This is a genomic window from Candidatus Manganitrophus noduliformans (assembly GCF_012184425.1).
GTDB lineage: Bacteria > Nitrospirota > Nitrospiria > SBBL01 > Manganitrophaceae > Manganitrophus > Manganitrophus noduliformans.
The window spans coordinates 672,043-697,404 of record NZ_VTOW01000001.1; the positions used below are offsets into that span (position 1 = coordinate 672,043).

The following is a 25,362-nucleotide window of genomic DNA, read 5'->3' on the forward strand; positions in this document are numbered from 1 at the left end:
ACGCCGCATTCCGATTTATGGAGAAGATAATGATGAAGCAACTTCGGAATACCATGTTGACGGGGCTGCTCGCCCTGTTGCCCCTTTACCTCACCGTGACCCTGCTGATCTGGCTCTTCCATGCGGTCGACAGCGTGGCCCAGCCTTGGCTCCGCCGTGTTATCGGGGTCGAGGTCTGGGGGCTCGGGGTCCTTGCGACGGCGGCGATCATTTTGATCGCCGGCTTGATCGTTCCCAGTGTGGGCGGCGCGTTGTTCATCGGGTGGATGGATCGGTTCTTGGATCGCCTTCCGATCGTGAAAGGGCTCTACCGCGGCATCAAGCAGATCGTCGACAGCTTCAACCCCTCCAATCCTTCCGGTTTTAAAGAGTTCGTTCTGATCAAACAGCTCAATGGAGAAGGTTTCAACGCCGGGTTCCTGACCAGCGAGTTCAGCCTGCTGCAAGAAGATGGATCGAGGCGTGACCTCGCCTCCGTTTTCATTCCGAGCAATCACCTTTATCTCGGCGCCGTTCACATCGTCGATCGAGCCCGCATTGTCCGGACGGAGATGACGCTGCAGGAAGGGGCGACATTCGCCCTCTCCGCCGGGGGTTCAGTCAAAGGGGACATTCGACAGGCGGCCGCCTCGAAGGTGCTGCCGTAACAGGGTGGTATTCACGCCGAACCTGTAATAGAATATCTTTTTAGGATGCATATGATGGGTCATTTGTTCAGGGAGAAGCATGTCTGCCGAAACGCAGGGTGAAAAGGCGAAAAAAACCTTTACCGATCCGATCTGCCTGATGGAGATCACGCCGGAAGAGTCGGTGGGAACGTTTGACTATCAGGGGAAGACCTATTATTTCTGCTCTCAGTTCTGTCTCGACCGGTTCCGGGAGTCACCCGCTCAGTTTTTGGAGGGGGCGCCGGCGGCCGTGCCCTCTCCTCCCCCCCCGCCGGGGACCGAATATATCTGTCCGATGGACCCGGAGGTCCGGCAGCTCGGTCCGGGCGCTTGCCCGAAGTGTGGGATGGCGCTGGAGCCGAGGACGGTCACGGTCGAAGAGGAGGTCAACCCCGAACTGGTCGATATGACCCGCCGCTTCCGGATCAGCGCTGTTCTAACCCTCCCGCTGGTGCTGCTGTCGATGTCGGAGATGATTCCGGGAAATCCGCTCGGGGGAATCGCGTCGCCTCGGATCCTTGCCTGGATTCAATTTCTCCTTGCGACGCCGGTTGTTCTCTGGGGGGGATGGCCCTTCTTTCAGCGGGGCTGGAGCTCGATCGTCAACCGCTCGCTCAATATGTTCACCCTCATCGCCATCGGAACCGGGATCGCCTACCTCTACAGTGTCGCGGCGATCCTTTTCCCGGAGCTCTTTCCGGAAACGCTCCGTGGACACCATGGCCAGGTTCCGGTTTATTTCGAGGTTTCCGCGGCGATTATCGTTCTGGTTCAGCTCGGTCAGGTATTGGAGCTGCGCGCCCGAAGCCAAACGAGCAGCGCCATCCGCGCGCTCCTCGGCTTGACCCCGAAGACCGCACGGCGGCTTCGGGGTCAGACGGAGGAAGATGTTCCGCTGGAGCGGGTGCAACCGGGGGATCTCCTCCGGGTCCGGCCGGGGGAGCGGATTCCGGTCGACGGGGTGATTGTGGAAGGAAGCAGCTCCGTCGATGAGTCGATGATCACCGGCGAGCCAATCCCGGTCGAAAAAGGGCCGGGGAGCCGTGTGACGGCGGGAACGGTCAACGCGACCGGCGGCTTCATCATGCGGGCCGAGCGGGTCGGCGCCGACACGCTGCTCGCCCAGATCGTCCGGATGGTGAGCGAAGCGCAGCGGAGCCGCGCCCCGATACAGCGGCTCGCCGATGTCGTCTCGGCCTATTTCGTTCCGATCGTGGTAGGGGTGGCCGCCGTCACGTTTGTCGTCTGGTGGGCGATCGGGCCCGAGCCGCGATTGGCCTACGCGATCGTCAATGCCGTCGCCGTTTTGATCATCGCCTGCCCCTGCGCGTTGGGGTTGGCGACGCCGATGTCGATCATGGTCGCCACCGGGCGCGGCGCGACCGCCGGGGTCCTCTTCAAGAATGCCGAAGCGCTCGAGGTTTTGGAGAAGGTGGATACCCTCGTCTGCGACAAAACCGGGACCCTCACTGAAGGGCGTCCCCGTTTGATGACGATTCTCCCGGAAGCGGGATGGGACGAGGCCGACCTTCTCCGGCTTGCCGCGAGTCTGGAGCGGGGGAGCGAGCACCCGCTCGCCGGCGCGATTGTGGCGGGGGCGACGGAAAGAGGGCTCCGTCTGACGGAAGCAAAGGACTTCCGGTCGATCACCGGAAAAGGGGTGGCGGCGACCGTCGACGGCCGGAAGGTGGCGCTCGGCAACCGGGCCCTCTTCGAGGAGCTGAAGCTGCCGCTCGATCATCTGGCCGAGCAGGCCGAAATTCTCCGCCGCGACGGCCAGACGGTGATTTTTGTGGCGGTCGACGACAAACCGGCGGGGCTGCTGGGCCTGGCCGATCCGATCAAAGAATCCACCCCCGAGGCGATCGCCGCGTTGAAGGGGGAGGGAATTCGAACGGTGATGCTCACCGGAGACAGCCGGACGACGGCCGAAGCGGTTGCCCGGAAGCTTGGGATCGACGAAGTGATCGCCGAGGTTCTCCCCGATCAGAAACGGGAGAGGATCAAACGTCTTCAAGCAGAGGGGCATCGCGTGGCGATGGCCGGCGACGGGATCAACGATGCTCCTGCATTGGCGCAAGCCGACGTCGGGATCGCGATGGGAACGGGGACCGATGTGGCGATCGAGAGCGCCGCTGTGACCCTGGTGAAGGGAGACCTTCGCGGGGTGGTCCGCGCCTTCAGGCTCAGCCGCGCGACGATGCGGAACATCCGGCAGAATCTGGTCTTCGCCTTCATTTATAATGTCCTGGGGGTTCCGATCGCCGCCGGGGTCCTCTATCCTTTCTTCGGCATCCTCCTCAGCCCGATGATCGCCGCCGCGGCGATGAGCTTGAGCTCGGTCTCCGTCATCGGCAACGCGCTGCGGCTGCGGAAGGTCCCGCTCTAGCCGACGTCGGCTTCCAGTTCTTCTTTGTTACCGTCTCGTTCCGTTTTTGTCTTTTTCCTTTTCTTTCTCCCCATGAAAACTTATAATCCATTGTTCTTTATAAAAAGGAGAGAGAATGCATCTTTTCCGGCCCTTCCTTCTAATGGTTTTCTTTCTTCAATTCTCCTGCGCCTCTGTTCCGAAAGAGGCCCCCTCCGCTCAGAAGAGCTTTCTCTGGTCGGTCCGGTCGGAGACCGCCGCGGTTTACCTTCTCGGCTCCATCCATGTCGCCAAGCCGGAGATCTATCCGCTCCATCCATCCATCGAAGCGGCTTTCGACCAATCCGACACGCTGGTGGTCGAAATCGATCCCGACGAATTCGACATGGACCGGCTTCAATCGCTCTTCGTCCAATACGGAAGTTATCCTCCGCCGGAAACGCTCGACCGGAAGATTTCAACGGAGACCTACGCGCTGGTGGAGAAGAAGTTTCAAGAGGCCGGCATGCCGATGGAGCCGTTCAAGCGGTTCAAGCCGTGGGTCCTGGCGGTCATGCTTCAATCGGTCGAGCTGCAGCGTCTGGGGTTCGACAAAAAATATGGGATCGATGACCATTTTCTCACCCGGGCCAAGGGGAAGAAGCAGATCACGGCGTTCGAGACGGTGGAATATCAGGTCGGCCTCTTCGACAGCTTCTCCGATCGCCTCCAGGAGCTCTTTCTCCGTTACACCCTCTCCGATATGGACCTGCTTGCCGAGCAGATGGATTCGATCATGAAAGGGTGGCAGGTCGGGGATGGGGGCGCGATTGAGGCGCTGATCTTCCAGAGCATGACCGACGAGCCGGAATTAACGCCGGTTTACGATAAGCTGATCTACGAGCGGAACGCCCAAATGACGTCCGATATCGAAGCGTTCCTCGAAACAAAGCATCGTTATTTTGTCGTCGTCGGGGCCGGGCACCTGGTCGGCAAGGGGAGCATCGTCGATCTTCTTCGGAAGAAGGGCTACGTTGTCGAACAGATGTAAACCGCAGGCCGGCCCGCGGGGGGATCGAAGCCGACTGATTCTCTTTTTCCTCTCCTTTCTTTTTCTCCTTTTCCCCCACGCTCTTTATGCCTGGGGCGAGACGGGGCATCGGATCGTCGCCGATGTGGCGGAGCGCTTACTGGGCGAGCAGGCGCGCAAAGAGACCCGGGTGTTGATCGGAGAGGCCTCCCTTGCATCGGTCGCAGACTGGGCCGACCGGGTTCGGGGGGACCGTCCCGAGACCGCCCCCTGGCACTTCGTCGATATCCCATTCAAAGCATCGGGCTATGATCCGAAGCGGGACTGCGCCGGAGGCGACTGTGTGATTGCCGTGATCGAGCGGTTCCGGCGGATTCTTTCCGATCGGGATCGTCCTGCGGAAGAGCGGGCCGAAGCGTTAAAATTTCTCGTCCACTTCGTCGCCGATCTCCACCAGCCGCTCCACACGGCCGACCGGGGAGACCGCGGCGGGAACGATGTGCAGGTCATCTTTTTCGGAGAGAAAATTTATCCTTTCAGTGAGAGGCCGTGGAACCTCCACACGGTTTGGGATTCGGGCCTGATCGATCAGACCGGCTTGAGCGAGGCGGCCTACGTCGCGCATCTTCAACTGTGGCTGAAGAAGCGGTCGATCCCGGATCTTCGAAAAGGAACGGTGGTCGATTGGGCGCTGGAGGCCCATCGCGCCGCGGTCGACGTGGCGTATCGCCTCCCGAAGAATCGAAGACTTTCCAAGAACTATCTTGAAAAGAGTCGTCCGGTGATGGACGAACTTCTCGCCAAGGCCGGCGTGCGGCTGGCGCGGGTGTTGAACGAGACGTTCCAAACCGGAAAATAAAAAGGAGCGGTGATGACCGAAGATCGACAGGAGATGGGGCTGAAAGCGGCGATGCAGATCGGAATGTATTATGCTTATCTCGCGCAGGCGCTCCGGATGGTGATCAACCCGGAGGGTCCGGTCGAATTGCCGGAAGATCTTCTCAACCAGCAGCTCGATCAGCTCCGAGATCATTTGGCGGTTCCCCTCGCAAAGAACCACGTCGTGAAACAAAACATAGAGCAGATCGAAAAAGAGGTCTCGCGGATTCGCCAGGAGGCCGGCCATCCGGAGACGTGGGGCGCCGCGGTGAAAGACGCAAAGCGGATGCTCCCGGAGCTGGAAATCCGCGCCAAAACGGTGAGCGATCTGGTGGCGTTGCTGCGCGGCGGGTGACGGAGCGGTGACATCTTTAGGAAGAAAATTTTTTTAGAAAGGTGTCGAGGGACAGAATGGGGCAGCGGCCGATTCTTTTGATGATCAGGAGGTCATGATCCCCGGTCACGAGGGCGTCAGCCTTGCCGGAAACGGCGCAGGACAGAAAATGATCATCGGCAGGATCGCGGGAAGTGGGTGGAAAGGGCGCTATTATTTTGACAACTTCGGAAAAAAGGAGGATCTCTTCATGAAACAGAGTGTGAATCTCCGGTTCGGTAAGGGAAAATTTTGGATAAGATAAGACCCGAAGGTATTCTTGAATGATCTCTTTGGAAACAAGTGGAACGATCCGCTCTTCCCGCCAAAGCGGGACAAGGGATGATGCTCTTCCGGTGAAAAGAAGGGCGGAGATCAATATGTTCGTGTCGAGGACGACCCGAAGCCGCTTTGTTAGCCTTTTTTTCGGGCCCACTGAACGGCATCCTTTACATCTTTCTCGGTTAATCCGAGATCTTCGATCTTCTTTCTTATTTTCTCAAGAGAGGCCCCGGCGGAGCCGACCTTCACCGGCCTGAGCTCAATCTTATTTCCCTCAACGGAAACCTCAAAGTAGTCAATTCCGGGAAATTTCTGAACCGCTTCCTTCGGAAGGGTGATTTGGTTTTTCGATGTTTTCTTGGCCAGCATTCCTTACCTCCTTACTTTACGATAAAAAGAATACCAGAAAGTAGATCCGCCGGCAAGCCCCTTTAACAGGGCGGTCGAAGTAGGGCTGCCCGCTTCTCTTGATCCCCTTCGACCCAATCCGCTAGAATATTCTTAACATCATTCAAGTGAAATGTTCCCACGCGTAAACCAGATACATCCTTCAGATCCTCCCTCGCCGCCCCGTCGGTCAAACACTGATCGAACGGAAGCGGGATCGAGATTGCCGTAGCGCCACGCTGCTTAACCACTTGTTGTAAGGAGGAAAACCCGATGCGACATCTCACCGCAATATTCATCTTCATTGCCGTCCTGGCTGCAACGCCCTGGTCCGCCCTCGCCGCGGAGAAAGATCCCTGCGCCCCGCGGGCGCCGGCGGGCGAGCTGGCGCAGTTAAAGGGGATGAAGCCTCCGGTTCCAGAAACACCGGAGACGATTCAAAAAGGAAAAGAGATCTACAATGGAAAGGGGGCCTGCGCGGGCTGTCACGGGCCGGCGGGGAAAGGAGATGGAATGCTGGCGGCCTCCCTGAACCCCTCCCCCCGGAACTTTACCAATCCGCAATTCAAACAGTGTAAGTCCATCGGGGAGATGTTCTGGGCGGTGAAGAATGGAATTCCCGGCACCGGAATGATCGCCGCCGTCGACACCGGCCTGATCAGCGAGGAAGAGGCCTGGCAGGCGGTTCTCTACGAGAGGAGCTTGAAGTAGCCGTTCAGCTGTTGGAGATCGCTTCGAGCAGCTCCGGGTCCTCGATCGCTTTGCCGCCCCCGAGGGCGACGCTCAGCAGGGCGTCCTTGTCGATGAGGATCGGGAGCCCCGTTTCGCGCTGAAGGCGAATATCCATGTTTCGGATGAGGGCACCGCCGCCGGTCATGATGATCCCCCGCTCGACGATGTCGCCCGCCAGCGCGGGGGGGGTGTTTGCGAGGGCCGTTTTGATCGCATTGACGACGGCGCGCAGGGGGACGGCGATCGCCTCCGCGATCTCTTCCGAGGTGACCTCCACGATTTTCGGAAGGCCGGAGACCGAATCGCGCCCCTTGATGCGCGCCCGGTAGACGGTGCCGTCGGAGCAGGCGCTCCCGAGGGCGATTTTCACCTTCTCCGCGGTCTGCTCGCCGATATAGAGGCGATGCTTCCGCTTCACCATCTCGATGATCTTCTCATCCATCGCGTCCCCCCCGACCCGAACCGAGTGGCAGTAGACGATGCCGGCGAGGGAGAGGACCGCCACCTCCGTCGTCCCGCCGCCGATGTCGACGAGCATGTTCCCGATCGGTTCCAGCACCGGAAGACCGGCGCCGATCGCCGCCGCGATCGGCTCTTTGATCAGAAGGATCCTTTTTGCGCCGATCGAATAACCGGCCTCTTCGACGGCCCGCTTCTCGATTTCGGTCACGCCGTGAGGAAGGGTGACGACAATCGAGGGCTTCGCGAGTTGCCACGGCCGCCGGGACCGGCGGATGAAGTGCTCCAACATCTCCTTGGCGAGATCGTAATCGGCGATCACCCCCTCTTTGATCGGGCGGATGGTGGTGATCGAATGAGGCGTTTTTCCGACGAGCGCTTTCGCCTCCAGTCCGACGGCGACGACCTCTTGTTTTCCGCCGGCGACTTCTCGGACCGCCACCACCGACGGCTCATTGAGAACAATCCCGCGCCCCCGAATATAAACGAGGGTGTTCGCCGTTCCCAAATCGATCGAGATGTCCGCCGTCCCGTAAGGTCGCGACCAGGGTGTCCGTCCGTTAAAACGTGTCATACCTTTCCTCATTCAAAAAAGTTCCGAGAATCCGGGAGAGGCCATTATAACCGCAAATGTCCCTCGGAGCAATGTGGGAGACGATACGCTTTGCATCCTAGGTGCGATTTCCGGACGAATTAAGGCGTCTTCGTCAAATCCTCTTGGATCGGATTCCCAAGAGCTTCATTTCATGAAGGAGCGTTTCACACAGCCCCTCCTCCAGCGGCCGCGCCGTAAAGCCAAGCTCCCGTTGGGCCTTTTTGCCGCTCCCGATATAGGTCACCCCGGCGATGGCGCGAATGCTCTCGGACCGATAAAATTCGGGAAGAGGAAGAATCGGTTCGATCCAGCGTACGATTTGAGCGAGCCTCCGCAGGAGCGCCGGCGAGGGGTGAAGCCGCGGGGCGTTGATGCCGGTAATTTGCTCGGCGATTGCCAGAGCCTCCTGCAAGGTATGTGTCGGACCGGCGAGGATATAGCGCTCCCCCGGCCGTCCCTTCTCCATGGCGAGGAGATGGCCTTCGGCGATATCTTCAACATGTCCCCAAGCGTAGGCCGTTTTCTGGGGCGAGATCGGGAGCCGTCCTTTCAAATATTGGATGAGGAGATTCCGGACCGAGCTGGTGTCGCCCGGTCCGTAAACCAGGCCGGGCAGCACGATGATCAGCGGCAGGCCTTCTTTCATCATCGGCTCGGCGATTTGGGTGTGGGCCATCCACTTGGTTCGCTCGTATTCCGAAAGCCACGGCCCCTCGTAATGGGTCGCCTCATCCACGAGCTTTCCCCGCGTGTCCGAGAAGACGAGCAGGGTGCTGGTGTAGACCCCTCTCGGAATACGAAGCTCTCTCATCAACTCGAGGACATTTCGCGTCCCATCGACGTTGATTTTCTTTCCCAAGGCGGGTGTTTTGGAGCCGATCTTGTACCACCCGGCCACGTGAAAGATCCCGTCGGCGCCGGTCATCGGGGCGCGCATGCTCTCTTTGTCGGTGATATCCCCGGGATGGAGCGCGATGCCGAGGCGGGCGAGGTGGTGCGCTCGGTCAGTATGGCGGACGAGTGCTGTGACCTGGTGTCCCGCCGCCGCCAGTTGGCGCGCGATCGCGCCGCCGACAAAGCCGGTTGCGCCGGTGATGAAGTACCGCATCGATGCTCCCGAAGGGAATGGGTGCTCGATGATAACAAGGGAAATCGAAAGGATCAAGCAAATGTGATTTAGATCACCTTATTTTTATTAGGGTTTTTGGGGCTGAGAGAAGGAACAATCGGCTTCGCAAACGCGCTTGACGCCGGTCCCTCCGAATCGTTATCCTGCTGCTATCGAGCGGGGTTGAGCAAGGGGGCTGATCGATGGAGGGGGTGATCTTTCATCTCGCCTTTCCGGTTTCCGATCTGGAGGAGGCGAAGCGGTTTTATGTCGACGGCCTCGGCTGTGCCCTGGGGCGGGAGTCGTCCAGGGCGATCACGCTGGAGTTGGCGGGGCATCAACTGGTCGGCCATCTTGCGCCGGCGGCCGAGGGGCAAAAGGGGATCTACCCGCGGCATTTCGGCCTGATCTTCAAGGAGGAAAGCGCCTGGCAGGCGCTGGTCGACCGGGCGAAAGAGAAGGGGCTTCGGTTTTATCAATCGCCCCGCCGGCGGTTCGAAGGAACCCGGCTGGAGCATGCCACCGTTTTTCTGGAAGATCCTTCGCACAATCTTCTCGAATTTAAATGGTACCGGCACAACTCGGCGATCTTCGGCGAGCGGGAATTCGGGGAGGTCGGCGATACGGGCGGAGAACCGTAGCGGTCTGCCCGATGTTTCCTCACGCGGCACCGACCGAGAGAAGAAGGACCTCTCCCTTCATATTCGGATGGATATCGCAGTTAAAAGTAAACTTCCCCGCCCGCGGCGGGATGAAGCGGATCGCGATTTCCTTCTCCGGGGTGAGATGGACCCCCTTGATTCCCCGGCCGAAGGTGGTTGCTCCGCCGCTCTCCACCTGAACGTCGACCTCCTGAAAGAAGGGGGAGACAAAGCCATGTTCGACCCGATCCAGGTTCCGAAGGACGATTGTGGCCGGCACGCCAGGGGGAAGCGTCCCCCCCTGAACCTCATAGGCAAAGTTTCGGATGATCACCTCGACCCGCTCCGGCCCCTGCGCATGAAGGGTCGAGTCGGCATCGCCGAAGATGAAGAAGGAAGCAACGAAGAAAAAAGAGAGTAAAATTCGATCCCGTCGTATTGTCTGCATGTCCCTCCTCCCGTTGATCTGTGCGATCGGCCCAGCTTGAGACGCGGGCTGATCTCTACCTCCAGCATACCCAAGTTGGGGAGTGATTGGAAGCCTCTTGATGGGCCTCCATATTCCCCTGCGCCGAGTCGGTGGTGAGAGGTAACCGCTTGAAAAACAATTCCCTTGACGAGGGCGGGGCGGGCCGGTATTCTGCTTAAAGTTGGAATGGAATCGCTCATTCCGGAGGGTCCAAGGAGCGCTGCCGTGGCAGGAAAAAAGAAGAAATCGGCTTCAAGAGATTTGACGCCGAACGTCGGCGCCGCGACCGATGTGGCGCCGATGGGACGGGGAAAAACCAAACCGCCGCACGAACGGACGGCGGATGAGGATGTCGATGTCGTCGATTGGGAAAAGGTGGCCGCGATGGCGGAGTTCAAAGCGCTGCTGGCCGCCAAGCGGAAGTTTATTCTTCCCACCACGATTTTCTTCGTTGTTTACTACTTTGCCCTCCCGATCCTGGTCGGCTATGCGCCGGAATTGATGAAGACCAAAGTGATCGGCTCGGTCAACCTCGCCTACCTTTTCGCCCTCTCCCAGTTTTTCATGGCCTGGATCGTCGCCGCGCTTTACATGCGGGCGGCGGGGCGGTTCGACGGGATGATCGGGATGGTCCTGGCCAAATTGAAGAAGCGGCGGAGGTAGACCATGTCGACGGCGCTTCTTCTCTTTTTGATCTTCATCGCAGTTACGCTGGCGATTACTTATTGGGCGGCCAAGCGGTCGAGCGGGGCGTCGGCGTTCTTTACGGCGAATCGGCAGATCACCGGCTGGCAGAACGGGCTCGCCGTCGCCGGCGATTACATGAGCGCCGCTTCCTTCCTCGGAATCGCCGGGATGATTGCGTTTCAGGGATACGACGGCTTCATGTATTCGGTCGGATTTCTGGTTGCCTACCTCACCGTCCTGTTGATTGTGGCGGAGCCGCTCCGGAACGCGGGGAAATATACGATGGCCGACGTCCTCGCCTATCGCCTCAGCCCGCGCCCGGTCCGGGCGATGGCGTCGCTCTCCACCCTGACCGTCAGCACTTTTTATATGATCGCGCAGATGGTCGGCGCGGGGGCGCTGGTGAGCCTCTTGTTGAAAGACTCCGGGCTCAGCTATCAGACCGCCGTCATCGGGGTCGGGGTGTTGATGATTATTTATGTCGTTTTCGGCGGGATGCTGGCGACAACCTGGGTGCAGATCATCAAGGCGGTGCTGCTGATGGGGGGGACCCTTCTCTTGAGCTTTTTCGTCCTCGCCCATTTCGATTTCAGCTTCGGGAATTTCTTCGAGGCGATCTCTCGCGTCACTTATCATGACAAAAACGGGGTGGCGGTGACGCAAGACTTTCTCCAGCCGGGGCTGAAATTCAAGCCGCCCTATGGGGCGCTCGACCTGATCTCGCTCGGGATGGCGCTTCTTTTCGGCACCGCCGGGCTGCCGCACATCCTGGTCCGTTTTTATACCGTCCCTGACGCCAAGACGGCCCGGGTCAGCGTCGTCTGGGCGATGGTGATCATCGGCGCTTTTTACATCTTGACGACCTTTCTCGGGTTCGGCGCGGCGACGATCGTCGGGCGGGATCAAATTGCGGTCAACGGCGGCACCAACATGAGCGCGCCGATTCTGGCACAGGTGCTCGGCGGCGAGATCTTCTTCGCCTTTATCTCGGCGATCGCCTTTGCGACGATCCTGGCCGTCGTCGCCGGTCTGACGATCAGCGCGTCGACCTCGTTCGCCCACGATTTTTATACCAACGTCCTGCACCACGGGAAGGAGCGTCGCCCCGGCGAAGAGGTCCGTGTCGCGCGGATCACCACCTTTGTGGTTGGGGCGGTCTCGATTGCGATTGCGATTGTGCTCGGCCCGACCGCCAACGTCGCCTTCTTGGTCGGGCTTGCTTTTGCAGTGGCCGCTTCCGCGAACCTGCCGGTGATCGTCCTGTCGCTCTTCTGGAAGCGGTTCAACACGTCGGGCGCGGTGATGGGGCTTGCGACGGGTCTGGTCGCTTCCATCGGTCTGATCCTGATCTCCCCCAGCGTGATGAAAACCGATCCGATCTTCCCGCTGGACAATCCCGGCATTCTGAGCATCCCGCTTGGTTTTCTCGGCGCGGTGGTTGGAACGTTGATGAGTCGGGAGCCGCAGGCGGAGGCGAAGTTTGCGGAGCTGATCGTGAGGGCGAACACCGGCATTGGGGCGGAGAAGGCGGGAGGGCATTGAAGTGAGACTCGATCCAGGACAGATTGAAGTGATGGATGATGCGATGGTAGAGGTCCTGCGCCGGAAGGAGCCGTGGGAGCGGATTGCCATTGGGTTTGGTATGTGGCGTAGCGCACGCCGGATGCTTACCTCCATTTTAAGTGCGCGTCATCCAGAGTGGAGCGAAGAGCAAGTTCGGCGCGAAGTTGTGAGAAGAATGTCGCATGGAACCATTTAATCTTCTTCTCCAGACCCTTGTAGAGAGCTTAGAGCGACTCCACATACCTTATTTTGATAACAGGCTTGGTTGCTGGCTGAAAGGCTAGGCGTCATTGAGATTTGGGAGGCGATTCTGAAGCGCCTGAATTGAGGGAGCACTCTTTAAGGAGAAAGGAAGGTTTAATGCCATCATACCAATACATCTACACAATGCATAAAGTCACAAAGATCGTTCCGCCGAAACGGAAGATCCTCGAAGATATTTCGCTCTCGTTTTATCCCGGGGCGAAGATCGGGGTGTTGGGGCTCAACGGCTCCGGTAAATCGAGCCTGCTCCGGATCATGGCGGGGGTCGATCCCGATTTTTTGGGGGAGGCGAAGCCGGCGAAGGGGGTGAAAATCGGGTTCCTTCCGCAGGAGCCGAAGCTCGATCCGACCAAGAACGTCCGCGGCAATGTGGAAGAGGGGGTCGCCGAAACGAAGGCGCTGCTCGATGAGTTCAACGCGGTCAGCGCGAAGTTTGCCGAGCCGATGTCGGACGATGAGATGACGGCGCTGATCGACAAACAAGGAAAGCTTCAAGAGCGGATCGACGCCGTCAATGCCTGGGAGCTCGATCGGCAGCTGGAGGTCGCCGCCGACGCCCTGCGTCTTCCGCCGTGGGAGGCCGATGTCACCAAACTCTCCGGCGGTGAGAAGCGGCGGGTGGCCCTCTGCCGTCTTCTGTTGTCCGCGCCCGATATGCTTCTCCTCGATGAGCCGACAAACCACCTCGATGCCGAATCGGTGGCCTGGCTGGAGCAATTTCTTACGAAGTTTCCGGGGACGGTGGTGGCGGTGACGCACGATCGGTATTTTCTCGACAACGCCGCCGGTTGGATTCTGGAGCTCGACCGGGGCCGCGGCATTCCCTGGGAGGGGAATTACTCCTCTTGGCTCGATCAGAAATCGCAGCGGCTCGCGGTGGAGGAAAAACAGGAGAGCGCCCGCCAGCGGGCGTTGAAGCATGAGTTGGAATGGGTTCGGACCGCGCCGAAGGGGCGTCACGCCAAGAGCAAGGCGCGCCTCAAAGCCTATGAAGAATTGGCGTCGGTTGAAACGCAGGCACGAAACGAGACGAAAGATATTATGATTCCGCCCGGCCCGCGCCTCGGAGATCTCGTCGTCGAAGCGGTCGATCTGAAGAAGGGGTTCGGCGATCGGCTTTTGATCGACGGCTTGAGCTTCAACCTCCCGCGCGGCGGGATCGTCGGGATCATCGGGCCGAACGGCGCGGGGAAGACGACCCTCTTCAACATGATCGCCGGATTGGACAAACCGGACGGCGGCACCCTTCGGGTCGGCGAGACCGTTAAGATTGCCTATGTCAATCAGTCGCGCGATACCCTGGATGATAACAAAAACGTCTGGGAAGAGATCTCCGGCGGGAATGACGTGATCCAAGTCGGAAAACGGGAACTTCCCTCCCGCGCGTACGTCGGCGGATTTAATTTCAAGAACACCGATCAACAGAAGCTGATTAAAGAGCTTTCGGGCGGGGAGCGCAATCGGGTCCATCTTGCGAAGCTGCTCAAAAGCGGCGGGAACGTCTTGATGCTCGACGAGCCGAGCAACGATCTCGACGTGGAGACGCTCCGCGCTGTGGAAGAAGCGCTCCTTGATTTTGCCGGCTGCGTCCTGGTGATCAGCCACGACCGCTGGTTTCTCGATCGGATCGCGACGCACATTCTCGCATTCGAGGGAGACAGCAAAGTGGTCTGGTTCGAGGGGAATTACCAGGAGTATGAGGCCGACCGCCACAAACGCCTCGGCGCGGAGGCCGACCAGCCCCATCGGATCAAGTACAAGCCGCTGACACGCTAGAGAAAACTGCACTTATTTTTTGTCATCCTGAGCGAAGCGAAGGATCTCAGCGCTCCGGCTTCGCATCAGGATGACAAATCGTTGTCTAAGCGGTCTTCCTTCTCCGCGCCGCTTGCCTCCCCTGACGAGAGAGCGCCCGATGAGAAGCGGCCTGCCGTCCTTCGCGTTTCAGCGCCCGTGTTGTCGCTTGAGAGCGTTTTGCGGAGGGCTTCCGCTTCCGGCTGCTTTGACTGCTTGTTGATTTCTTCGCGGCCTTTCCCTTCTTCGGAACATTCACTCCGGCGCGCCGCGCCTTCGAGAGGCCGATGGCGATCGCCTGCTTGGTCGATCGCGCGCCATGTTTTCCCTTTCGGACATGTTCGATTTCTTCTTTGACAAACGGGCCTGCCTGGGTGCTCGGTTTCTTTCCTTGTCGTTTCGCCTTGCGGGCTTCTTGAACGGTTTTCTTCTCAGGCATTGTTCTCATCCTTTCATGAAGATGTTTTCCCCCTTGCAAGAAGGATAACATGAGCGGCGGCTCCTTTTGAAGGGGGGCGCCTCGCGAGGCGGACTCCGATCCATTCAGGATAGTCTTGTTAAGAATAGGCCGATCCGTTATGATGCGGTTTAGGAGGACGCGGACATGCCCGAAATCCCCGATCTGGACGCCATCGTATCGTATCTTCGCACTCAGATCATCGAGGCGACGATCACCTCGTTTTCCATCGAGCGTCCCTGGATGCTTCGCTCCGCCCCCGCCGTCACGCCGGAGTCGGTCTTGCCGGGGGAGAAGATCGAGGCGATCGACCGCCGCGGAAAACATGTTCTCTTCAGTCTGAAAGAAGCGAGCCTCGTCATCCACCCGATGCTGGTCGGCCGATTTTATTATGTCGCCCCCGAGGAGAAACCGCCGCGGGAAATGGTCTTTGAGTTTGTCCTCTCGACCGGCAAGGTGCTTCGTTATGCCGATGAGAAGCAGATGGGGCGGCTCTATCTGGTGCCGGGGCGGGATTATTCGTCTATTCCCGGATTTCTCGAGCAGGGCCCCGACCCGCTGGCTGCTGATTTTACCTTCGAGCGATTTCTGGAGCAGTTAAAAGGGCGGCGGGGAGAAATGAAGGGATTGCTGACGAATGCCAAAGTGATCTCGGGCATCGGGAATGCCTACGTCGATGAAATCCTTTTTGAAGCGGGGATCTATCCGTTTCGGAAGAAGACCGATCTTTCGGAGGAAGAGCTGAAAAAGGTCTACGACGCCATTCCGACCGTGTTGAATCGGGCCAAGCAGATCGTCGCGGAGCGGATGGGCGCTCGGACCGATCTGAAGATCCGCGATTTTCTCCTGGTCCATGGCAAAGGGGGGAAGCCCTGTCCGAAATGCGAGCAGAAGATCGCCACCGTTGGAACCTGGCAGCGCGCGACCAATTTCTGCCGGCGCTGCCAGCCGGGATTAATGACCGATCCTTCGAAGAAATAGACTAGTTGTGAACGCCGATTCCCCTACGGCGCTTCCTCTCCTACGAAATCACCGTTTCGCACCGTGTTGATGCAGAGGGAGTGAGAGAGGAGATGAGGAGGATCGGCGCCGATGTATTTGATATCATCGACCAAAGGGCCGCCCGTTGGATTCAGCTGCGCCAGATCCCGGACGCGCTTTGCAATTTCATGGTCGGCGCAGGCGGTATCGCCGCTCACGCCGAGCCCGCCGATAATCCGGCCCTCCGCGCTGTAAAGCGGGACCCCTCCTCCGAAGCTGATAATCCCACCCGCGACTTTCCCCCGTCCTCCTCCTTGTCCTCCGGGGGGCGCCAGGAATTGGGGATCAAACGGATTCGATTGATTGAGACCATAAAGAGAATGGCCCGGCTGCGTCAGAAGGTAGAGGTTTGCGGTGGAGAGGGGGAGAATGTCGTTGCTGAAGGCATTGGCGGTAAACGCTTTTGCTTTTGAAATCTGCTGGCTGCCCGGCCATGTCTGCGCGGGGTCTGCCGTGGAGGTGGTGTAAGCGCAGATTTCTCCGTCCCGATTGACCACCGCGCCCCACATCCGCGCCCCGTTGAAGAGCCCCCCGACCCCTTCGCCGGGGCCCAATTCGGGGCTGATCCCGGCCCCCGCGGCGGCGTTTTGCAAGAAGCCCTTCAACTGCGCGGCGGTGGGAAGTCCGCCACACGGTCCCGCCGCTCCCGCCGGGACGGTTAGGATGATCATTGAGAGAATCGCCAATAAAGCGAGCAACGCTTGTCTTCTCCGGTTCATTTTGCTCCTCCTCTGTGATATCGGTTTAATTCATCGGCCTCTTCCTGAATCGACGAAATCTGATTATTGGATTGACTTAATGGAGCCACCGTAGGATATCAAGGGGGCGTGTGAGGAGTCAACAAATCGAAGCGTTACTTACCTCCGCTTCGTTCCTGTCTTAAAACAGGCGGATCGCTCGGTTCATGCAGGGGAATGAATGACGACTAAGAAGAGAGGGGCGTTATCACCGGATGCTGTTTTTGCCGTGCCGGGCGGCCATCTTGAGGAAAGCTTTAAAGAGGGTCGTGCTCTGATCGTCCGGATTTAAAAACTCCGGATGCCACTGCACGCCGAGGACGAACGGATAGCCGACCGCCTCGATCCCTTCGATCACGCCATCGTCGGCTTCCGCATTCACAACATATCCCGGCGCGACCTGCTTGACCCCCTGGTGATGGGCGCTGTTGACGCGGAGCCGGTCTCCCTTCAGGATCTTGGAAAGAAGGGTCCCTTGTTTCACCTCGATCAGGTGGGCCGGCTTCCCGCCGCGCTGGTGCTGCATCGCTTTCGGGATTTGCCCCTTAATATCTTGATAGAGGCTCCCGCCCGCCGCCACGTTCATCAACTGCATCCCGCCGCAGATGCCCAAAATCGGCATCCCTTTTTTCTTCGCTTGTCGAACGAGCTCCCGCTCCAGTAAGAACCGCTTCGGGTGGACCGTCTTGAAAGGGAATCGCCGGAACTCGCCGTAGATCTCCGGGTCGATGTCGGGTCCGCTTCCGGTCAGGAGAAGGCCGTCGATCCGCTCCAAGATCGACCGCGCCGAATTGGAAGGAGACGCGAGCGGCGGGAGGATCATGGGGATGCCGCCGGTGGCCTCGATGGCGTGCACATACCGGTCGCGCAGAAAACAGGTCGGAATTTTGCCGCCGAATTCGGGCCGGTCGCCGTCGTTGTAATCGCTGGTGATGCCGATGATCGGTCTCATTCTATCTTCGTCGCGCCTCCTTCAGTCCATAAAAATCGCCGTCCGGATAAAGATAAAATCCTTCCACCTCTTTTTTCATCACCGCCACGTTCATCGTGTGCCAGAGGCTGACATAGGGGAGCTCTTCGGCGATGATTTGCTGTATTTCATTATAAACGGCCTTTCGTTTTTCGGGGTCGAGCGTGATTCTTCCCGCCTCGAGCAGTCGGTCGATCCGGGGATTTCGATACTGGACGCGATTTGCCCCGTTCGGCGGGACGCTCTCCGAGTGAAAGAGGTTGTGGTAAATGTCGGGATCGTCCACACCGACCCAGGAGAGGGTGAAGATCTGGAAGTTCCCCGATTTGATATCGCCGTAGAAGGTTCCCCACTCGTAGTTTCGAATTGTCACGGCGATGCCGATTTCCGAGAGCTGGCGTTGGATCACTTCGACCACCCTTCGGGCCAGGTCGTTTTGCGAGGTCTTATGGACCAGATGAAAGCGCGGCGCCGGTCCGGGAGGATCGGGAAAGCCGGCCTCGTCGAGCCGTTCCTTCGCCTCCTCCGGATCGTATCGATACACTTTGACCGAATCGGCATAAGCCCAGTGGGAGGGGGAGAGGAGGCCGGCGGCGGGGCGGGCGAGCCCCTTGAAGAGGTGCTCGGTGATCGCATCGCGGTCGATCGCCAGGGCGATCGCCTCCCGAACCGGTTTTTTTTGTAGGATCGGATCGTTGAGATTAAATCCGAGGTAGCTGTAAGTGGTGCTCGGGGCCTGAATGATCTTCAGCCGCGGGTTCTGCTGAAGGCGAGGCAGGGCGTCGGGAGGAAAGGCGTTTTGAAGAAGATCGATGTTTCCCTTCTCCAATTCGAGCAGGCGGACCGAATCTTCCGGGATGATTCGAAAGAGAAGCCGTGGGATCGCCGGCGCCCCGTCGAAATAATCGGAGAAGGCGGCCAGCTCGACGGCCTCATCCGGATCATACCGGACGAATCGAAAGGGTCCCGATCCGATCGGGTGAGAGGCGAGCGTGCCGAGGCCCCCTTTTTCCGCCAGATGTTTCGGGACGATTCCTTTGGTCATCTCGGTGAGAAAAGGGGCATGGGGTTTCTTTAAGATGAAACGGACCGTCGCTGCATCGGGGGTCTCGATTCGGGAGACCATCTCAAAGCTTTTTCGATGGGGCGATGCCAGCGCCGGATCGAGGATGCTCTCGAAGGTGTAGCGGACATCTTCGGAAGTGAGCGGGCGGCCGTCGTGAAACCGGACATTCTTCCTCAGATGAAAAGTGTAAATGGTTTCTCCCTCCACCTCCCAGCGCTCCGCGAGATCGGGGACCTTCCTGCCGGCGGCGTCGGATCGAAGGAGACGGCTGAAGAGGAGCTGGCCGATCCGCTCGGAATAAGCGTCGGTCGCAAGGCGCGGATCGAATTGCGTCGGGGCCGCCTCGATGGCGACGACGAAGGGGGGATCGGCCGGGGGGGAGGAAGTGCATCCGATGGAAAATAAAAGGAAAAAAATGAGGGGTAAAAAATGCAGTAGGGGCACAGCATGCTGTGCCCCTACCTTAGAAACGAATGGTCTCTGTCGATCGATTACGCCGATTTGATTCCCTTCTCGCGCTCGTAGAGGAGGACCGGCTGTCCGGTTCCGTTGATCACCTCTTCGGTAATGACGCACTCCTTCACGTTCTTGAGCGAGGGGAGCTCGTACATCAATTCGAGCATCACCTCTTCCAGGATCGATCGAAGTCCGCGGGCGCCGGTCTTCTGCGCGAACGATTTCTTCGCGACGGCGGCCAGGGCGCTGTCGGTAAATTTCAATTTGACCTTCTCCAGAGAGAAGAGCTTCTCATACTGTTTGATGAGCGCGCTCTTCGGCTCGGTGAGGATACGCATCAACGCGGTCTCTTCCAAATCTTCCAGGGTGGCGGTGACCGGAAGCCGCCCGACGAATTCGGGAATCAATCCGAATTTGATCAGGTCTTCCGACTGGGACATCATCAGGAGCTCGCCGAGCCGGCGGTCGGCCTTTCCCTTCACATCGGCGCCGAACCCCATCGACTTTTTGTGGATCCGCTGCTCGATGAGTTGTTCGAGGCCGACAAACGCTCCCCCGCAGATGAAGAGGATGTTGGTCGTATCGACCTGGATGAATTCCTGATGCGGATGTTTTCTTCCCCCTTGCGGCGGAACGTTCGCAACCGTTCCCTCGATCAATTTCAGAAGGGCCTGCTGGACCCCTTCGCCCGAAACGTCGCGGGTGATGGAAGGAGACTCGCTTTTGCGGGAAATCTTATCGATCTCGTCGATGTAGACGATTCCCTTTTCGGCCTTCTCGACATCATAATCGGCGGCCTGCAATAATTTGAGGATGATATTCTCGACATCTTCGCCGACATAGCCGGCCTCGGTCAATGTCGTGGCATCGGCGATCGTGAAGGGAACGTCCAGAATGCGGGCCAACGTCTGTGCCAGGAGGGTCTTTCCGGTCCCGGTGGGACCGATCATCAGAATATTCCCCTTTTGCAGCTCGATCTCGTCGCTCTGCGCGTTGGTGGCGACCCGCTTGTAGTGGTTGTGGACCGCCACGGAGAGGATTTTCTTGGCGCGTTCCTGGCCGATCACGAATTGGTCGAGAATTTTCTTGATCTCAACAGGTTTGGGGAGGGTCGATGAAGTCTCTTCCTTCTCTTCTTCCCACTCTTCGGCAATAATGTCGTTGCAAAGGTCAACACACTCGTCGCAAATGTAGACCGTCGGTCCTGCGATCAGCTTCTTGACCTCATCCCGGCTCTTTCCACAAAAAGAGCAGCGAAGAAGCGAATCGGTTTTTTCCTGTTTTGCCATGCGTTCCTCCCCATATCTAATGGAGTTAAGATTAAAGATGATGCGTGGTGGTGATGGTTACTTCCGTATCGGCGCGCGTTCAATCACCTCATCGATGAGGCCGTACGTTTTCGCTTCCTCGCCCGACATGAAATAATCCCGCTCCGTGTCGGTGCGAATCTTTTCGATCGGCTGTCCTGTGTGTTTGGCCATGATTTCATTCAGGCGTTCCCGCATTTTTAAGATCTCTCGGGCATGGATATCGATGTCGGTCGCCTGTCCCTGAAAGCCGCCCATCGGCTGATGAATCATGATCCGCGCGTTGGGAAGGGCATACCGTTTTCCCTTTGTTCCGGCGGTGAGAAGGAGGGCGCCCATGCTTGCCGCTTGTCCGATGCAAATGGTCGAGACGGATGATTTGATATATTGTATTGTATCATAAATCGCAAGACCCGCCGTGACCAGGCCCCCCGGAGAGTTGACGTAAAGATTGATATCTTTCTCCGGGTCCTCCGCCTCCAGGAAGAGCAACTGCGCAATGATCAGGTTCGAGATGTTGTCGTCCACTCCCGTCCCTAAGAAGATGATCCTGTCTTTGAGAAGGCGGGAGTAGATATCGTAGGCACGCTCGCCGCGGTTCGTCTGTTCGATGACCATGGGTACCAGCATTACGCCATTTCTCCTTTGTCTTCGGCCAAGAGTAGTGTGACCGGAGGGTCTCTATTGGGTTTGCGTCTTGTTTGACGAAAGGGACGGCGGTCTGACGGCCGCTATTCAGTTTCCCCTTTGTCTTCGAATTGGGCGAGAGAATAAACCCGGTTGAGGGCCTTTTCCTCTCTGATCCTTGCTTTCAACCCTTCCAACGATCCTTGTTGCTGGTGGATGGCGCGCTTTGCTTCTTGCGGCGACACCTTGGCGCGTTGCGCGAGGCGGTTGATCTCCTCATCGATTTCTTGCTCGGTCACTTCCATTTTTTCCGCGTCGGCAATTTCGTTCAAGAGGAGTGTCCCCTTCACCCGTTCTTTGGCGGTCGACTCGTATTCTTTGTGAAGCGATTCATGATCGAGCGGTTGCTGCACGCGCTCCTGAAGCCGGTCGATCATCGTGTGCAGTTCTCGGTCCACCATCGACTCGGGAACGTCGAACGAATGCATTTCGACCAGCTTCTTCATGAGCAGGTTCTTCTGGTCATGCTCCTGTTGAGCGGTCCGTTGTTCCAGCAGCGTATTTTTGATTTTCCCTCTTAATTCTTCGAGAGAGGAGAGACCGATATCCTTTGCAAGCTCGTCGTCCAATGGAGGAAGGACCTTGTTCTTAATCTCCTTCACGTGGACTTTGAAGCGGACGCTCTTTCCCGCAATTTCCTTGTTCGGATAGTCCGCCGGGTAGGGAACATCGGCTTCGATCCGATCTCCCTTCTTCTTGCCGAGGAGGGAAGATTCAAATTCGGAAGGAAAAGTATTTGAACCGATCTGTAAGGTGTACCCCTCTGCCTTGCCCTGATCAACCGGTTTCCCGTCGATCGACCCTTCGAAATCGATTATAGCATAATCGTTTGATTGGACGGCATGGTCCTCGGGAGAAGCCTCCAATCGCCCTTGATCATCCTGAAGCCGTTTCAGCGTCTGTTCGACCTCTTCATCGGTCACCTTGATCTCTTTGCGCGGGACCGGAATTCCCGAATAGTTCGCAAGCTGAATCGTCGGTTTGATCTCGACCGTGGCCGTAAAAAGAAGCGGCGCTCCTTTCTTTAGCTCGATCTTCTCGATCGACGGAAACTCGACGGGAGAGAGACCGGCCTCTTTAATCGCCCTTTGGTAATACTCCGGGACCAACTTCCGGACGATATCTTCTTCGACGGAAGGGCCGAACTTCTTTTCTAGAAGGGAGAGCGGCGCCTTCCCCGGACGGAAGCCGGGGAGCTTCGCCTTTTTCTTCAAATCGGAGTAAGCGATTTCGAATTCGCCGGAGACGACTTCTTGCGGGATTTCGATCTTAAGGGATTTCTTAACAGGTGTGATCTCTTCAACCTGGACTTTCATACGCTCCTTCCGAAAAACGTTTCCATTTTATCTCTGCTCAGTGTGATTGTCAATTGTTTACCCTGACGTCGCTTCGACTTACGCGTTCAACTGATTCTCATCCGGGCTGCTTTATGATCCTGTTTCTTGGGATCGCCGTGGTGTTGCCCCATCCCCGCACGCGCCTTATGGATAGGCGGCCTCCGACACGGAAGATCGGTGGAGCGTTTCATCTATCGATCGTGCATTGTGGATCGAGAGAGTTGGTGCGAGAGGGGGGACTTGAACCCCCACGGGGTGACCCACCAGATCCTAAGTCTGGCGCGTCTGCCATTCCGCCACTCTCGCATATATTGTTAGTTAAGGAAGGTCCCTTTATTGAATCGGAAAAGAGGAACGGATTATATCATGGAAGAAGCCAATCTGCAATCATTCCAGAGGCTCGGTCGATTCAGGGAGGCGCCGGGTCAGACCATCCGCTCCTGTAGGGGTTCAACAGGGTTGAACCCCATCTTTTATGAATTAAATATCTGTGATACATTGGGCGTCAGTTTTTCAGCCTTGATACTGCGCGAAAGGAGTGGGATGTCCGTCGGACTAAAAGAGATCCGGTCGGCCCGGGAGGCGATCGCCTCCTCCATCGATCGAACGCCGCTGGTGACATCCCGCTCGCTCACTCTCCGGGCCGGGCTTCCCGTTTGCCTGAAGCTGGAAAATCTTCAGAAGACCGGATCGTTTAAAATTCGGGGGGCGGCCAATCGCCTCTCTCGCCTGACGGCGGCGGAAAGGCGACGGGGGGTGATCGCCGCCTCGGCCGGAAATCATGCCCAGGGGGTCGCCCTCGCCGCGCGGACACTGCATGTCGCGTCCACGATTATCATGCCGGAAGGGGCTTCCCTCGCCAAACAGGAGGCGACCCGTTCCTATGGCGCGCGGGTTGTGATCCACGGAAAGAGTTTTGATGAGGCGATGAAGGAGGCGCGGCGGATCGCGGAAGCGGAAGGGAAGGTTTTGATCCATGCGTTCGACGATGACGCCATCATCGCGGGACAGGGGACCCTGGGGCTGGAGATCCTGGAAGAACATCCGGAAGTCGCGACAATCCTTGTCCCGATCGGCGGCGGGGGACTTGCCGGCGGGGTGGGGGCGGCGGTGAAGGGGATCGATCCGAAGATCCGGGTGATCGGGGTGACGGCGCCGGCCCGGCCGACCCTCGCCGACGGCATTGCGGTGAAACATCCGGGGCGCCGGACCCGGCCGCTCCTGGAGCGTCATCTCGATCAGATCATTTCGGTCCGCGAAGAAGAAATCGCCGAGGCGGTCCTCCTTCTCATGGAGCACAAGCGGATCATCGCCGAGGGGGCCGGAGCGGTTCCCCTGGCAGCTCTCTTGAACCACGGCCGCAGTATCCGCGGCCCGGTCTGCCTGATCATCAGCGGCGGGAACATCGATGTCACCCTTCTGGAGCGGATCATCGAGCGCGGCTTAGTCCGCACCGGCCGGCTGCTGCGGCTCTCCGTCGTGATCCCCGACCGCCCGGGGGCCTTGGCCGGGCTGACCGATGCGGTCGGCCATCTCGGCGCCAACATCGTCCACATCGTTCACGATCGCCTTTCACTGAACCTTCCCCTGTCGGAGACCCGCGTGGAGCTCTCGCTCGAGACGCGCGGTCCGGACCATAATCGGGAGATTCTCGCCGGTCTGGAGCGCCTCGGTTATCTCCTCTTTTGAAAGATTCGTCTCATCGACGATCAGGATGTTTTTGTGGGGGGGCCTCCGATCCATCTTCGGACCTGCCGATTTAGAAACCGCCGGGTGGCGGTCAGCGCCGGGCCGGGATCGCGCGCGCTCCAGATCCGGAACATCTTGGGGCCGTTAAACGACTGCGCCCATCGGGAGAGGGTCCACTCTTCGGTTTCCCGGTAGCATTGCAGGGCTTTCAGATCGCTCTTGGTATCGATCCATTTGATTCCGGCATGGTAATCCTCTTTGAAATGAAGCGATCGTCCAAGCTGCGCCAGATAGGCCCGCATCGGAAGATTGACCCCGGCCCGCGCGCCAAGGTCGATCGCCAGACCGAACCGGGGGTTGATTTCAAGGAGCCGGGGGGAGCCGTCGCGGCTGTCCCGTTTGAAGTCGAGGTGAGCGGCCCCGCGGTATTCGATCGACTGGAGGACCCGCAGCGCGGCCTTCGCGATGGCCGGATCGTGCACTGTGACGGCGAGGGTGCTGATTCCGCAATGAATCGGATAGGTCCGGATCCGGCGGGCGATAAAGTAGCCGAGCGGCTCCGAGCGGGCATTGAAGTAGGTATCGAAAAAATAGAGCTGATCGTCTCCGCCGGGAATATATTCCTGGATCAACACCCCCGGATGATGCGACCAGATATCACGGTAAAGGGTACGGAGGGCCTCCGCATCTTTTGCCTGAATCGCTTTGATCCCCACGCCGTATTGCTTCTGGAACGCGGCGCTCTTCCAGAAGACCTGCTGCATCGGTTTGAGGATGCAAGGAAAGGGGATCTCGGAAATCATCTTTTCGAGATCGCCCGGATCGTTTGGCTGCCAGGTCCTCGGAATCGGAAAGCCGTATTCGGCCCCCATCTTGTAAAAGAGCCCCTTATCTACCAAGAGATCGGCCTGCTTTTCCGGGGGGAGATCGATCAGAAAATAGCGCGAGAGGAGGTCGCGGTTCTTGGAGACGAAGAGAAAATCAGGCTCTCCGTTGCAGAAGAGAACCGACTTTCCCAGTCTTCTCCCGATCATCAGAAGGAGGTCCAGGGTCTCGCGGCAGTCCGGGTCGAAACTCGGCGCCACCACCGATTCGATGCAATAGCGTGATGCAAAGGCCAGGTGGTCTTTGTTGCAGGCGACCACCACGCAAGGAACCCCCCATTCCCCGAGACAACGTACCAGGCCTATCTCACCCAGCACCACGGCCGGCATCGGCTTGGGTGACAAATGTTTCCTCCCTACAGAAAGTTGGACTGACGTATCAGGAAAAATGTAAGGTAAATTTCCATAACCAACTATGGAGAGATGCAAAGAGCGCACCATCCGCCGGTATCA

The 25,362-nt window shown here is 58.4% G+C and carries 25 protein-coding genes and 1 tRNA gene; 12 read left to right on the plus strand and 14 right to left on the minus strand.

Going from position 1 to position 25,362, the window contains the following annotated elements; translation table 11 throughout:
• Positions 1 to 29 precede the first annotated feature (29 nt).
• From MNODULE_RS03235 to MNODULE_RS03255, 5 genes are all read left to right on the plus strand, one after another.
• Complete coding sequence (locus MNODULE_RS03235) at positions 30 to 647, plus strand: DUF502 domain-containing protein (protein ID WP_168058040.1); 618 nt, start codon at positions 30 to 32, stop codon at positions 645 to 647.
• 79 nt (positions 648 to 726) lie between these two features.
• Entirely contained in the window at positions 727 to 3,057 is a 2,331-nt protein-coding gene (locus MNODULE_RS03240) for a heavy metal translocating P-type ATPase (RefSeq protein ID WP_168058041.1), read from the plus strand.
• A 115-nt stretch (positions 3,058 to 3,172) separates the two neighbouring features.
• Positions 3,173 to 4,066, plus strand: coding sequence for a TraB/GumN family protein (locus MNODULE_RS03245; protein WP_168058042.1), 894 nt, complete (start codon positions 3,173 to 3,175; stop codon positions 4,064 to 4,066).
• Entirely contained in the window at positions 4,050 to 4,904 is an 855-nt protein-coding gene (locus tag MNODULE_RS03250) for a S1/P1 nuclease (protein WP_168058043.1), read from the plus strand. Before MNODULE_RS03245 ends, MNODULE_RS03250 begins: the two co-directional genes overlap by 17 nt.
• Before the next feature lie 12 nt (positions 4,905 to 4,916).
• Positions 4,917 to 5,279 carry a hypothetical protein gene (locus MNODULE_RS03255; protein ID WP_168058044.1) on the plus strand — a complete coding sequence of 121 codons (363 nt, stop codon included), beginning with the start codon at positions 4,917 to 4,919 and terminating at the stop codon, positions 5,277 to 5,279.
• A 16-nt stretch (positions 5,280 to 5,295) separates the two neighbouring features.
• Here the strand turns inward: MNODULE_RS03255 and MNODULE_RS03260 are convergent, their stop codons facing one another.
• Both MNODULE_RS03260 and MNODULE_RS03265 read right to left on the minus strand, forming a co-directional pair.
• Entirely contained in the window at positions 5,296 to 5,733 is a 438-nt protein-coding gene (locus tag MNODULE_RS03260) for a putative toxin-antitoxin system toxin component, PIN family (protein ID WP_168058045.1), read from the minus strand.
• On the minus strand, positions 5,712 to 5,948 hold the full coding sequence (locus tag MNODULE_RS03265) for an AbrB/MazE/SpoVT family DNA-binding domain-containing protein (RefSeq protein WP_168058046.1): 237 nt from the start codon (positions 5,946 to 5,948) through the stop codon (positions 5,712 to 5,714). Before MNODULE_RS03265 ends, MNODULE_RS03260 begins: the two co-directional genes overlap by 22 nt.
• Positions 5,949 to 6,239: 291 nt before the next feature.
• Between MNODULE_RS03265 and MNODULE_RS03270 the strand changes: the two genes are divergently transcribed.
• On the plus strand, positions 6,240 to 6,677 hold the full coding sequence (locus MNODULE_RS03270; RefSeq protein WP_168058047.1) for a c-type cytochrome: 438 nt from the start codon (positions 6,240 to 6,242) through the stop codon (positions 6,675 to 6,677).
• A gap of 4 nt (positions 6,678 to 6,681) precedes the next feature.
• On the opposite strand, the gene mreB is transcribed toward MNODULE_RS03270, so the two are convergent.
• Complete coding sequence (gene mreB / locus MNODULE_RS03275) at positions 6,682 to 7,731, minus strand: rod shape-determining protein (protein WP_168058048.1); 1,050 nt, start codon at positions 7,729 to 7,731, stop codon at positions 6,682 to 6,684.
• Between the two features lie 133 nt (positions 7,732 to 7,864).
• Positions 7,865 to 8,860, minus strand: coding sequence for an NAD-dependent epimerase/dehydratase family protein (locus tag MNODULE_RS03280; protein ID WP_168058049.1), 996 nt, complete (start codon positions 8,858 to 8,860; stop codon positions 7,865 to 7,867).
• A gap of 203 nt (positions 8,861 to 9,063) precedes the next feature.
• On the opposite strand from MNODULE_RS03280, the gene MNODULE_RS03285 reads away from it, so the two are divergent.
• Positions 9,064 to 9,501 carry a VOC family protein gene (locus MNODULE_RS03285; RefSeq protein ID WP_168058050.1) on the plus strand — a complete coding sequence of 146 codons (438 nt, stop codon included), beginning with the start codon at positions 9,064 to 9,066 and terminating at the stop codon, positions 9,499 to 9,501.
• 19 nt (positions 9,502 to 9,520) lie between these two features.
• Here MNODULE_RS03285 and MNODULE_RS03290 read toward each other — a convergent pair whose 3' ends face one another.
• A complete protein-coding gene (locus MNODULE_RS03290) occupies positions 9,521 to 9,949 on the minus strand; it encodes a cupredoxin domain-containing protein (RefSeq protein ID WP_168058051.1) in 429 nt (142 codons plus the stop codon).
• 246 nt (positions 9,950 to 10,195) lie between these two features.
• Between MNODULE_RS03290 and MNODULE_RS25205 the strand changes: the two genes are divergently transcribed.
• The 3 genes from MNODULE_RS25205 (at position 10,196) to ettA (ending at position 14,260) form a co-directional block, all read left to right on the plus strand.
• The gene (locus tag MNODULE_RS25205; RefSeq protein WP_202882100.1) at positions 10,196 to 10,633 is read left to right on the plus strand and encodes a DUF485 domain-containing protein; all 438 of its coding nucleotides are present in this window, start codon (positions 10,196 to 10,198) and stop codon (positions 10,631 to 10,633) included.
• Between the two features lie 3 nt (positions 10,634 to 10,636).
• Entirely contained in the window at positions 10,637 to 12,199 is a 1,563-nt protein-coding gene (locus tag MNODULE_RS03300; protein WP_168058052.1) for a solute symporter family protein, read from the plus strand.
• Positions 12,200 to 12,580: 381 nt separating this feature from the next.
• Positions 12,581 to 14,260, plus strand: a complete 1,680-nt coding sequence (ettA, locus tag MNODULE_RS03310; RefSeq protein ID WP_168058053.1) for an energy-dependent translational throttle protein EttA — start codon at positions 12,581 to 12,583, stop codon at positions 14,258 to 14,260.
• Between the two features lie 85 nt (positions 14,261 to 14,345).
• Here ettA and MNODULE_RS03315 read toward each other — a convergent pair whose 3' ends face one another.
• Positions 14,346 to 14,717: a DUF6496 domain-containing protein gene (locus MNODULE_RS03315; RefSeq protein WP_168058054.1), complete on the minus strand. Its 372-nt coding sequence runs from the start codon at positions 14,715 to 14,717 to the stop codon at positions 14,346 to 14,348.
• A 165-nt stretch (positions 14,718 to 14,882) separates the two neighbouring features.
• Here MNODULE_RS03315 and MNODULE_RS03320 point away from each other — a divergent pair, with 165 nt between their 5' ends.
• Positions 14,883 to 15,716, plus strand: coding sequence for an Fpg/Nei family DNA glycosylase (locus tag MNODULE_RS03320; RefSeq protein ID WP_168058055.1), 834 nt, complete (start codon positions 14,883 to 14,885; stop codon positions 15,714 to 15,716).
• Between the two features lie 23 nt (positions 15,717 to 15,739).
• Here MNODULE_RS03320 and MNODULE_RS03325 read toward each other — a convergent pair whose 3' ends face one another.
• From MNODULE_RS03325 to MNODULE_RS03355, 7 genes are all read right to left on the minus strand, one after another.
• A complete protein-coding gene (locus MNODULE_RS03325; RefSeq protein ID WP_202882102.1) occupies positions 15,740 to 16,495 on the minus strand; it encodes a GlcG/HbpS family heme-binding protein in 756 nt (251 codons plus the stop codon).
• A 226-nt stretch (positions 16,496 to 16,721) separates the two neighbouring features.
• Positions 16,722 to 17,465 (minus strand): gamma-glutamyl-gamma-aminobutyrate hydrolase family protein, encoded by a 744-nt coding sequence (locus MNODULE_RS03330; RefSeq protein WP_168058056.1) that lies wholly within the window; start codon positions 17,463 to 17,465, stop codon positions 16,722 to 16,724.
• A 1-nt stretch (position 17,466) separates the two neighbouring features.
• Positions 17,467 to 18,993 carry an ABC transporter substrate-binding protein gene (locus MNODULE_RS03335; protein WP_168058057.1) on the minus strand — a complete coding sequence of 509 codons (1,527 nt, stop codon included), beginning with the start codon at positions 18,991 to 18,993 and terminating at the stop codon, positions 17,467 to 17,469.
• 47 nt (positions 18,994 to 19,040) lie between these two features.
• Positions 19,041 to 20,294, minus strand: a complete 1,254-nt coding sequence (gene clpX / locus MNODULE_RS03340) for an ATP-dependent Clp protease ATP-binding subunit ClpX (RefSeq protein WP_168058058.1) — start codon at positions 20,292 to 20,294, stop codon at positions 19,041 to 19,043.
• A gap of 57 nt (positions 20,295 to 20,351) precedes the next feature.
• Entirely contained in the window at positions 20,352 to 20,942 is a 591-nt protein-coding gene (clpP, locus tag MNODULE_RS03345) for an ATP-dependent Clp endopeptidase proteolytic subunit ClpP (RefSeq protein WP_168058059.1), read from the minus strand.
• A gap of 101 nt (positions 20,943 to 21,043) precedes the next feature.
• A complete protein-coding gene (gene tig / locus MNODULE_RS03350) occupies positions 21,044 to 22,315 on the minus strand; it encodes a trigger factor (protein WP_168058060.1) in 1,272 nt (423 codons plus the stop codon).
• Positions 22,316 to 22,558: 243 nt separating this feature from the next.
• Positions 22,559 to 22,642: transfer RNA gene (locus MNODULE_RS03355), tRNA-Leu, on the minus strand.
• A gap of 237 nt (positions 22,643 to 22,879) precedes the next feature.
• On the opposite strand from MNODULE_RS03355, the gene MNODULE_RS03360 reads away from it, so the two are divergent.
• On the plus strand, positions 22,880 to 24,025 hold the full coding sequence (locus MNODULE_RS03360; protein ID WP_168058061.1) for a pyridoxal-phosphate dependent enzyme: 1,146 nt from the start codon (positions 22,880 to 22,882) through the stop codon (positions 24,023 to 24,025).
• Between the two features lie 20 nt (positions 24,026 to 24,045).
• Here MNODULE_RS03360 and MNODULE_RS03365 read toward each other — a convergent pair whose 3' ends face one another.
• Positions 24,046 to 25,254 (minus strand): carboxylate--amine ligase, encoded by a 1,209-nt coding sequence (locus tag MNODULE_RS03365; protein ID WP_168058062.1) that lies wholly within the window; start codon positions 25,252 to 25,254, stop codon positions 24,046 to 24,048.
• Positions 25,255 to 25,362: the final 108 nt, after the last annotated feature.

Bases quoted from the DNA above. Each gene is read 5' to 3' on its own strand.
- MNODULE_RS03235 (WP_168058040.1), top strand. From the start codon at position 30: ATGATGAAGCAACTTCGGAATACCATGTTGACGGGGCTGCTCGCCCTG.
- MNODULE_RS03240 (WP_168058041.1), top strand. From the start codon at position 727: ATGTCTGCCGAAACGCAGGGTGAAAAGGCGAAAAAAACCTTTACCGAT.
- MNODULE_RS03245 (WP_168058042.1), top strand. From the start codon at position 3,173: ATGCATCTTTTCCGGCCCTTCCTTCTAATGGTTTTCTTTCTTCAATTC.
- MNODULE_RS03255 (WP_168058044.1), top strand. From the start codon at position 4,917: ATGACCGAAGATCGACAGGAGATGGGGCTGAAAGCGGCGATGCAGATC.
- MNODULE_RS03265 (WP_168058046.1), bottom strand. From the start codon at position 5,948: ATGCTGGCCAAGAAAACATCGAAAAACCAAATCACCCTTCCGAAGGAA.
- MNODULE_RS03270 (WP_168058047.1), top strand. From the start codon at position 6,240: ATGCGACATCTCACCGCAATATTCATCTTCATTGCCGTCCTGGCTGCA.
- mreB (WP_168058048.1), bottom strand. From the start codon at position 7,731: ATGACACGTTTTAACGGACGGACACCCTGGTCGCGACCTTACGGGACG.
- MNODULE_RS03280 (WP_168058049.1), bottom strand. From the start codon at position 8,860: ATGCGGTACTTCATCACCGGCGCAACCGGCTTTGTCGGCGGCGCGATC.
- MNODULE_RS03285 (WP_168058050.1), top strand. From the start codon at position 9,064: ATGGAGGGGGTGATCTTTCATCTCGCCTTTCCGGTTTCCGATCTGGAG.
- MNODULE_RS03290 (WP_168058051.1), bottom strand. From the start codon at position 9,949: ATGCAGACAATACGACGGGATCGAATTTTACTCTCTTTTTTCTTCGTT.
- MNODULE_RS03300 (WP_168058052.1), top strand. From the start codon at position 10,637: ATGTCGACGGCGCTTCTTCTCTTTTTGATCTTCATCGCAGTTACGCTG.
- ettA (WP_168058053.1), top strand. From the start codon at position 12,581: ATGCCATCATACCAATACATCTACACAATGCATAAAGTCACAAAGATC.
- MNODULE_RS03315 (WP_168058054.1), bottom strand. From the start codon at position 14,717: ATGCCTGAGAAGAAAACCGTTCAAGAAGCCCGCAAGGCGAAACGACAA.
- MNODULE_RS03320 (WP_168058055.1), top strand. From the start codon at position 14,883: ATGCCCGAAATCCCCGATCTGGACGCCATCGTATCGTATCTTCGCACT.
- MNODULE_RS03325 (WP_202882102.1), bottom strand. From the start codon at position 16,495: ATGAACCGGAGAAGACAAGCGTTGCTCGCTTTATTGGCGATTCTCTCA.
- MNODULE_RS03330 (WP_168058056.1), bottom strand. From the start codon at position 17,465: ATGAGACCGATCATCGGCATCACCAGCGATTACAACGACGGCGACCGG.
- clpX (WP_168058058.1), bottom strand. From the start codon at position 20,294: ATGGCAAAACAGGAAAAAACCGATTCGCTTCTTCGCTGCTCTTTTTGT.
- clpP (WP_168058059.1), bottom strand. From the start codon at position 20,942: ATGCTGGTACCCATGGTCATCGAACAGACGAACCGCGGCGAGCGTGCC.
- tig (WP_168058060.1), bottom strand. From the start codon at position 22,315: ATGAAAGTCCAGGTTGAAGAGATCACACCTGTTAAGAAATCCCTTAAG.
- MNODULE_RS03360 (WP_168058061.1), top strand. From the start codon at position 22,880: ATGTCCGTCGGACTAAAAGAGATCCGGTCGGCCCGGGAGGCGATCGCC.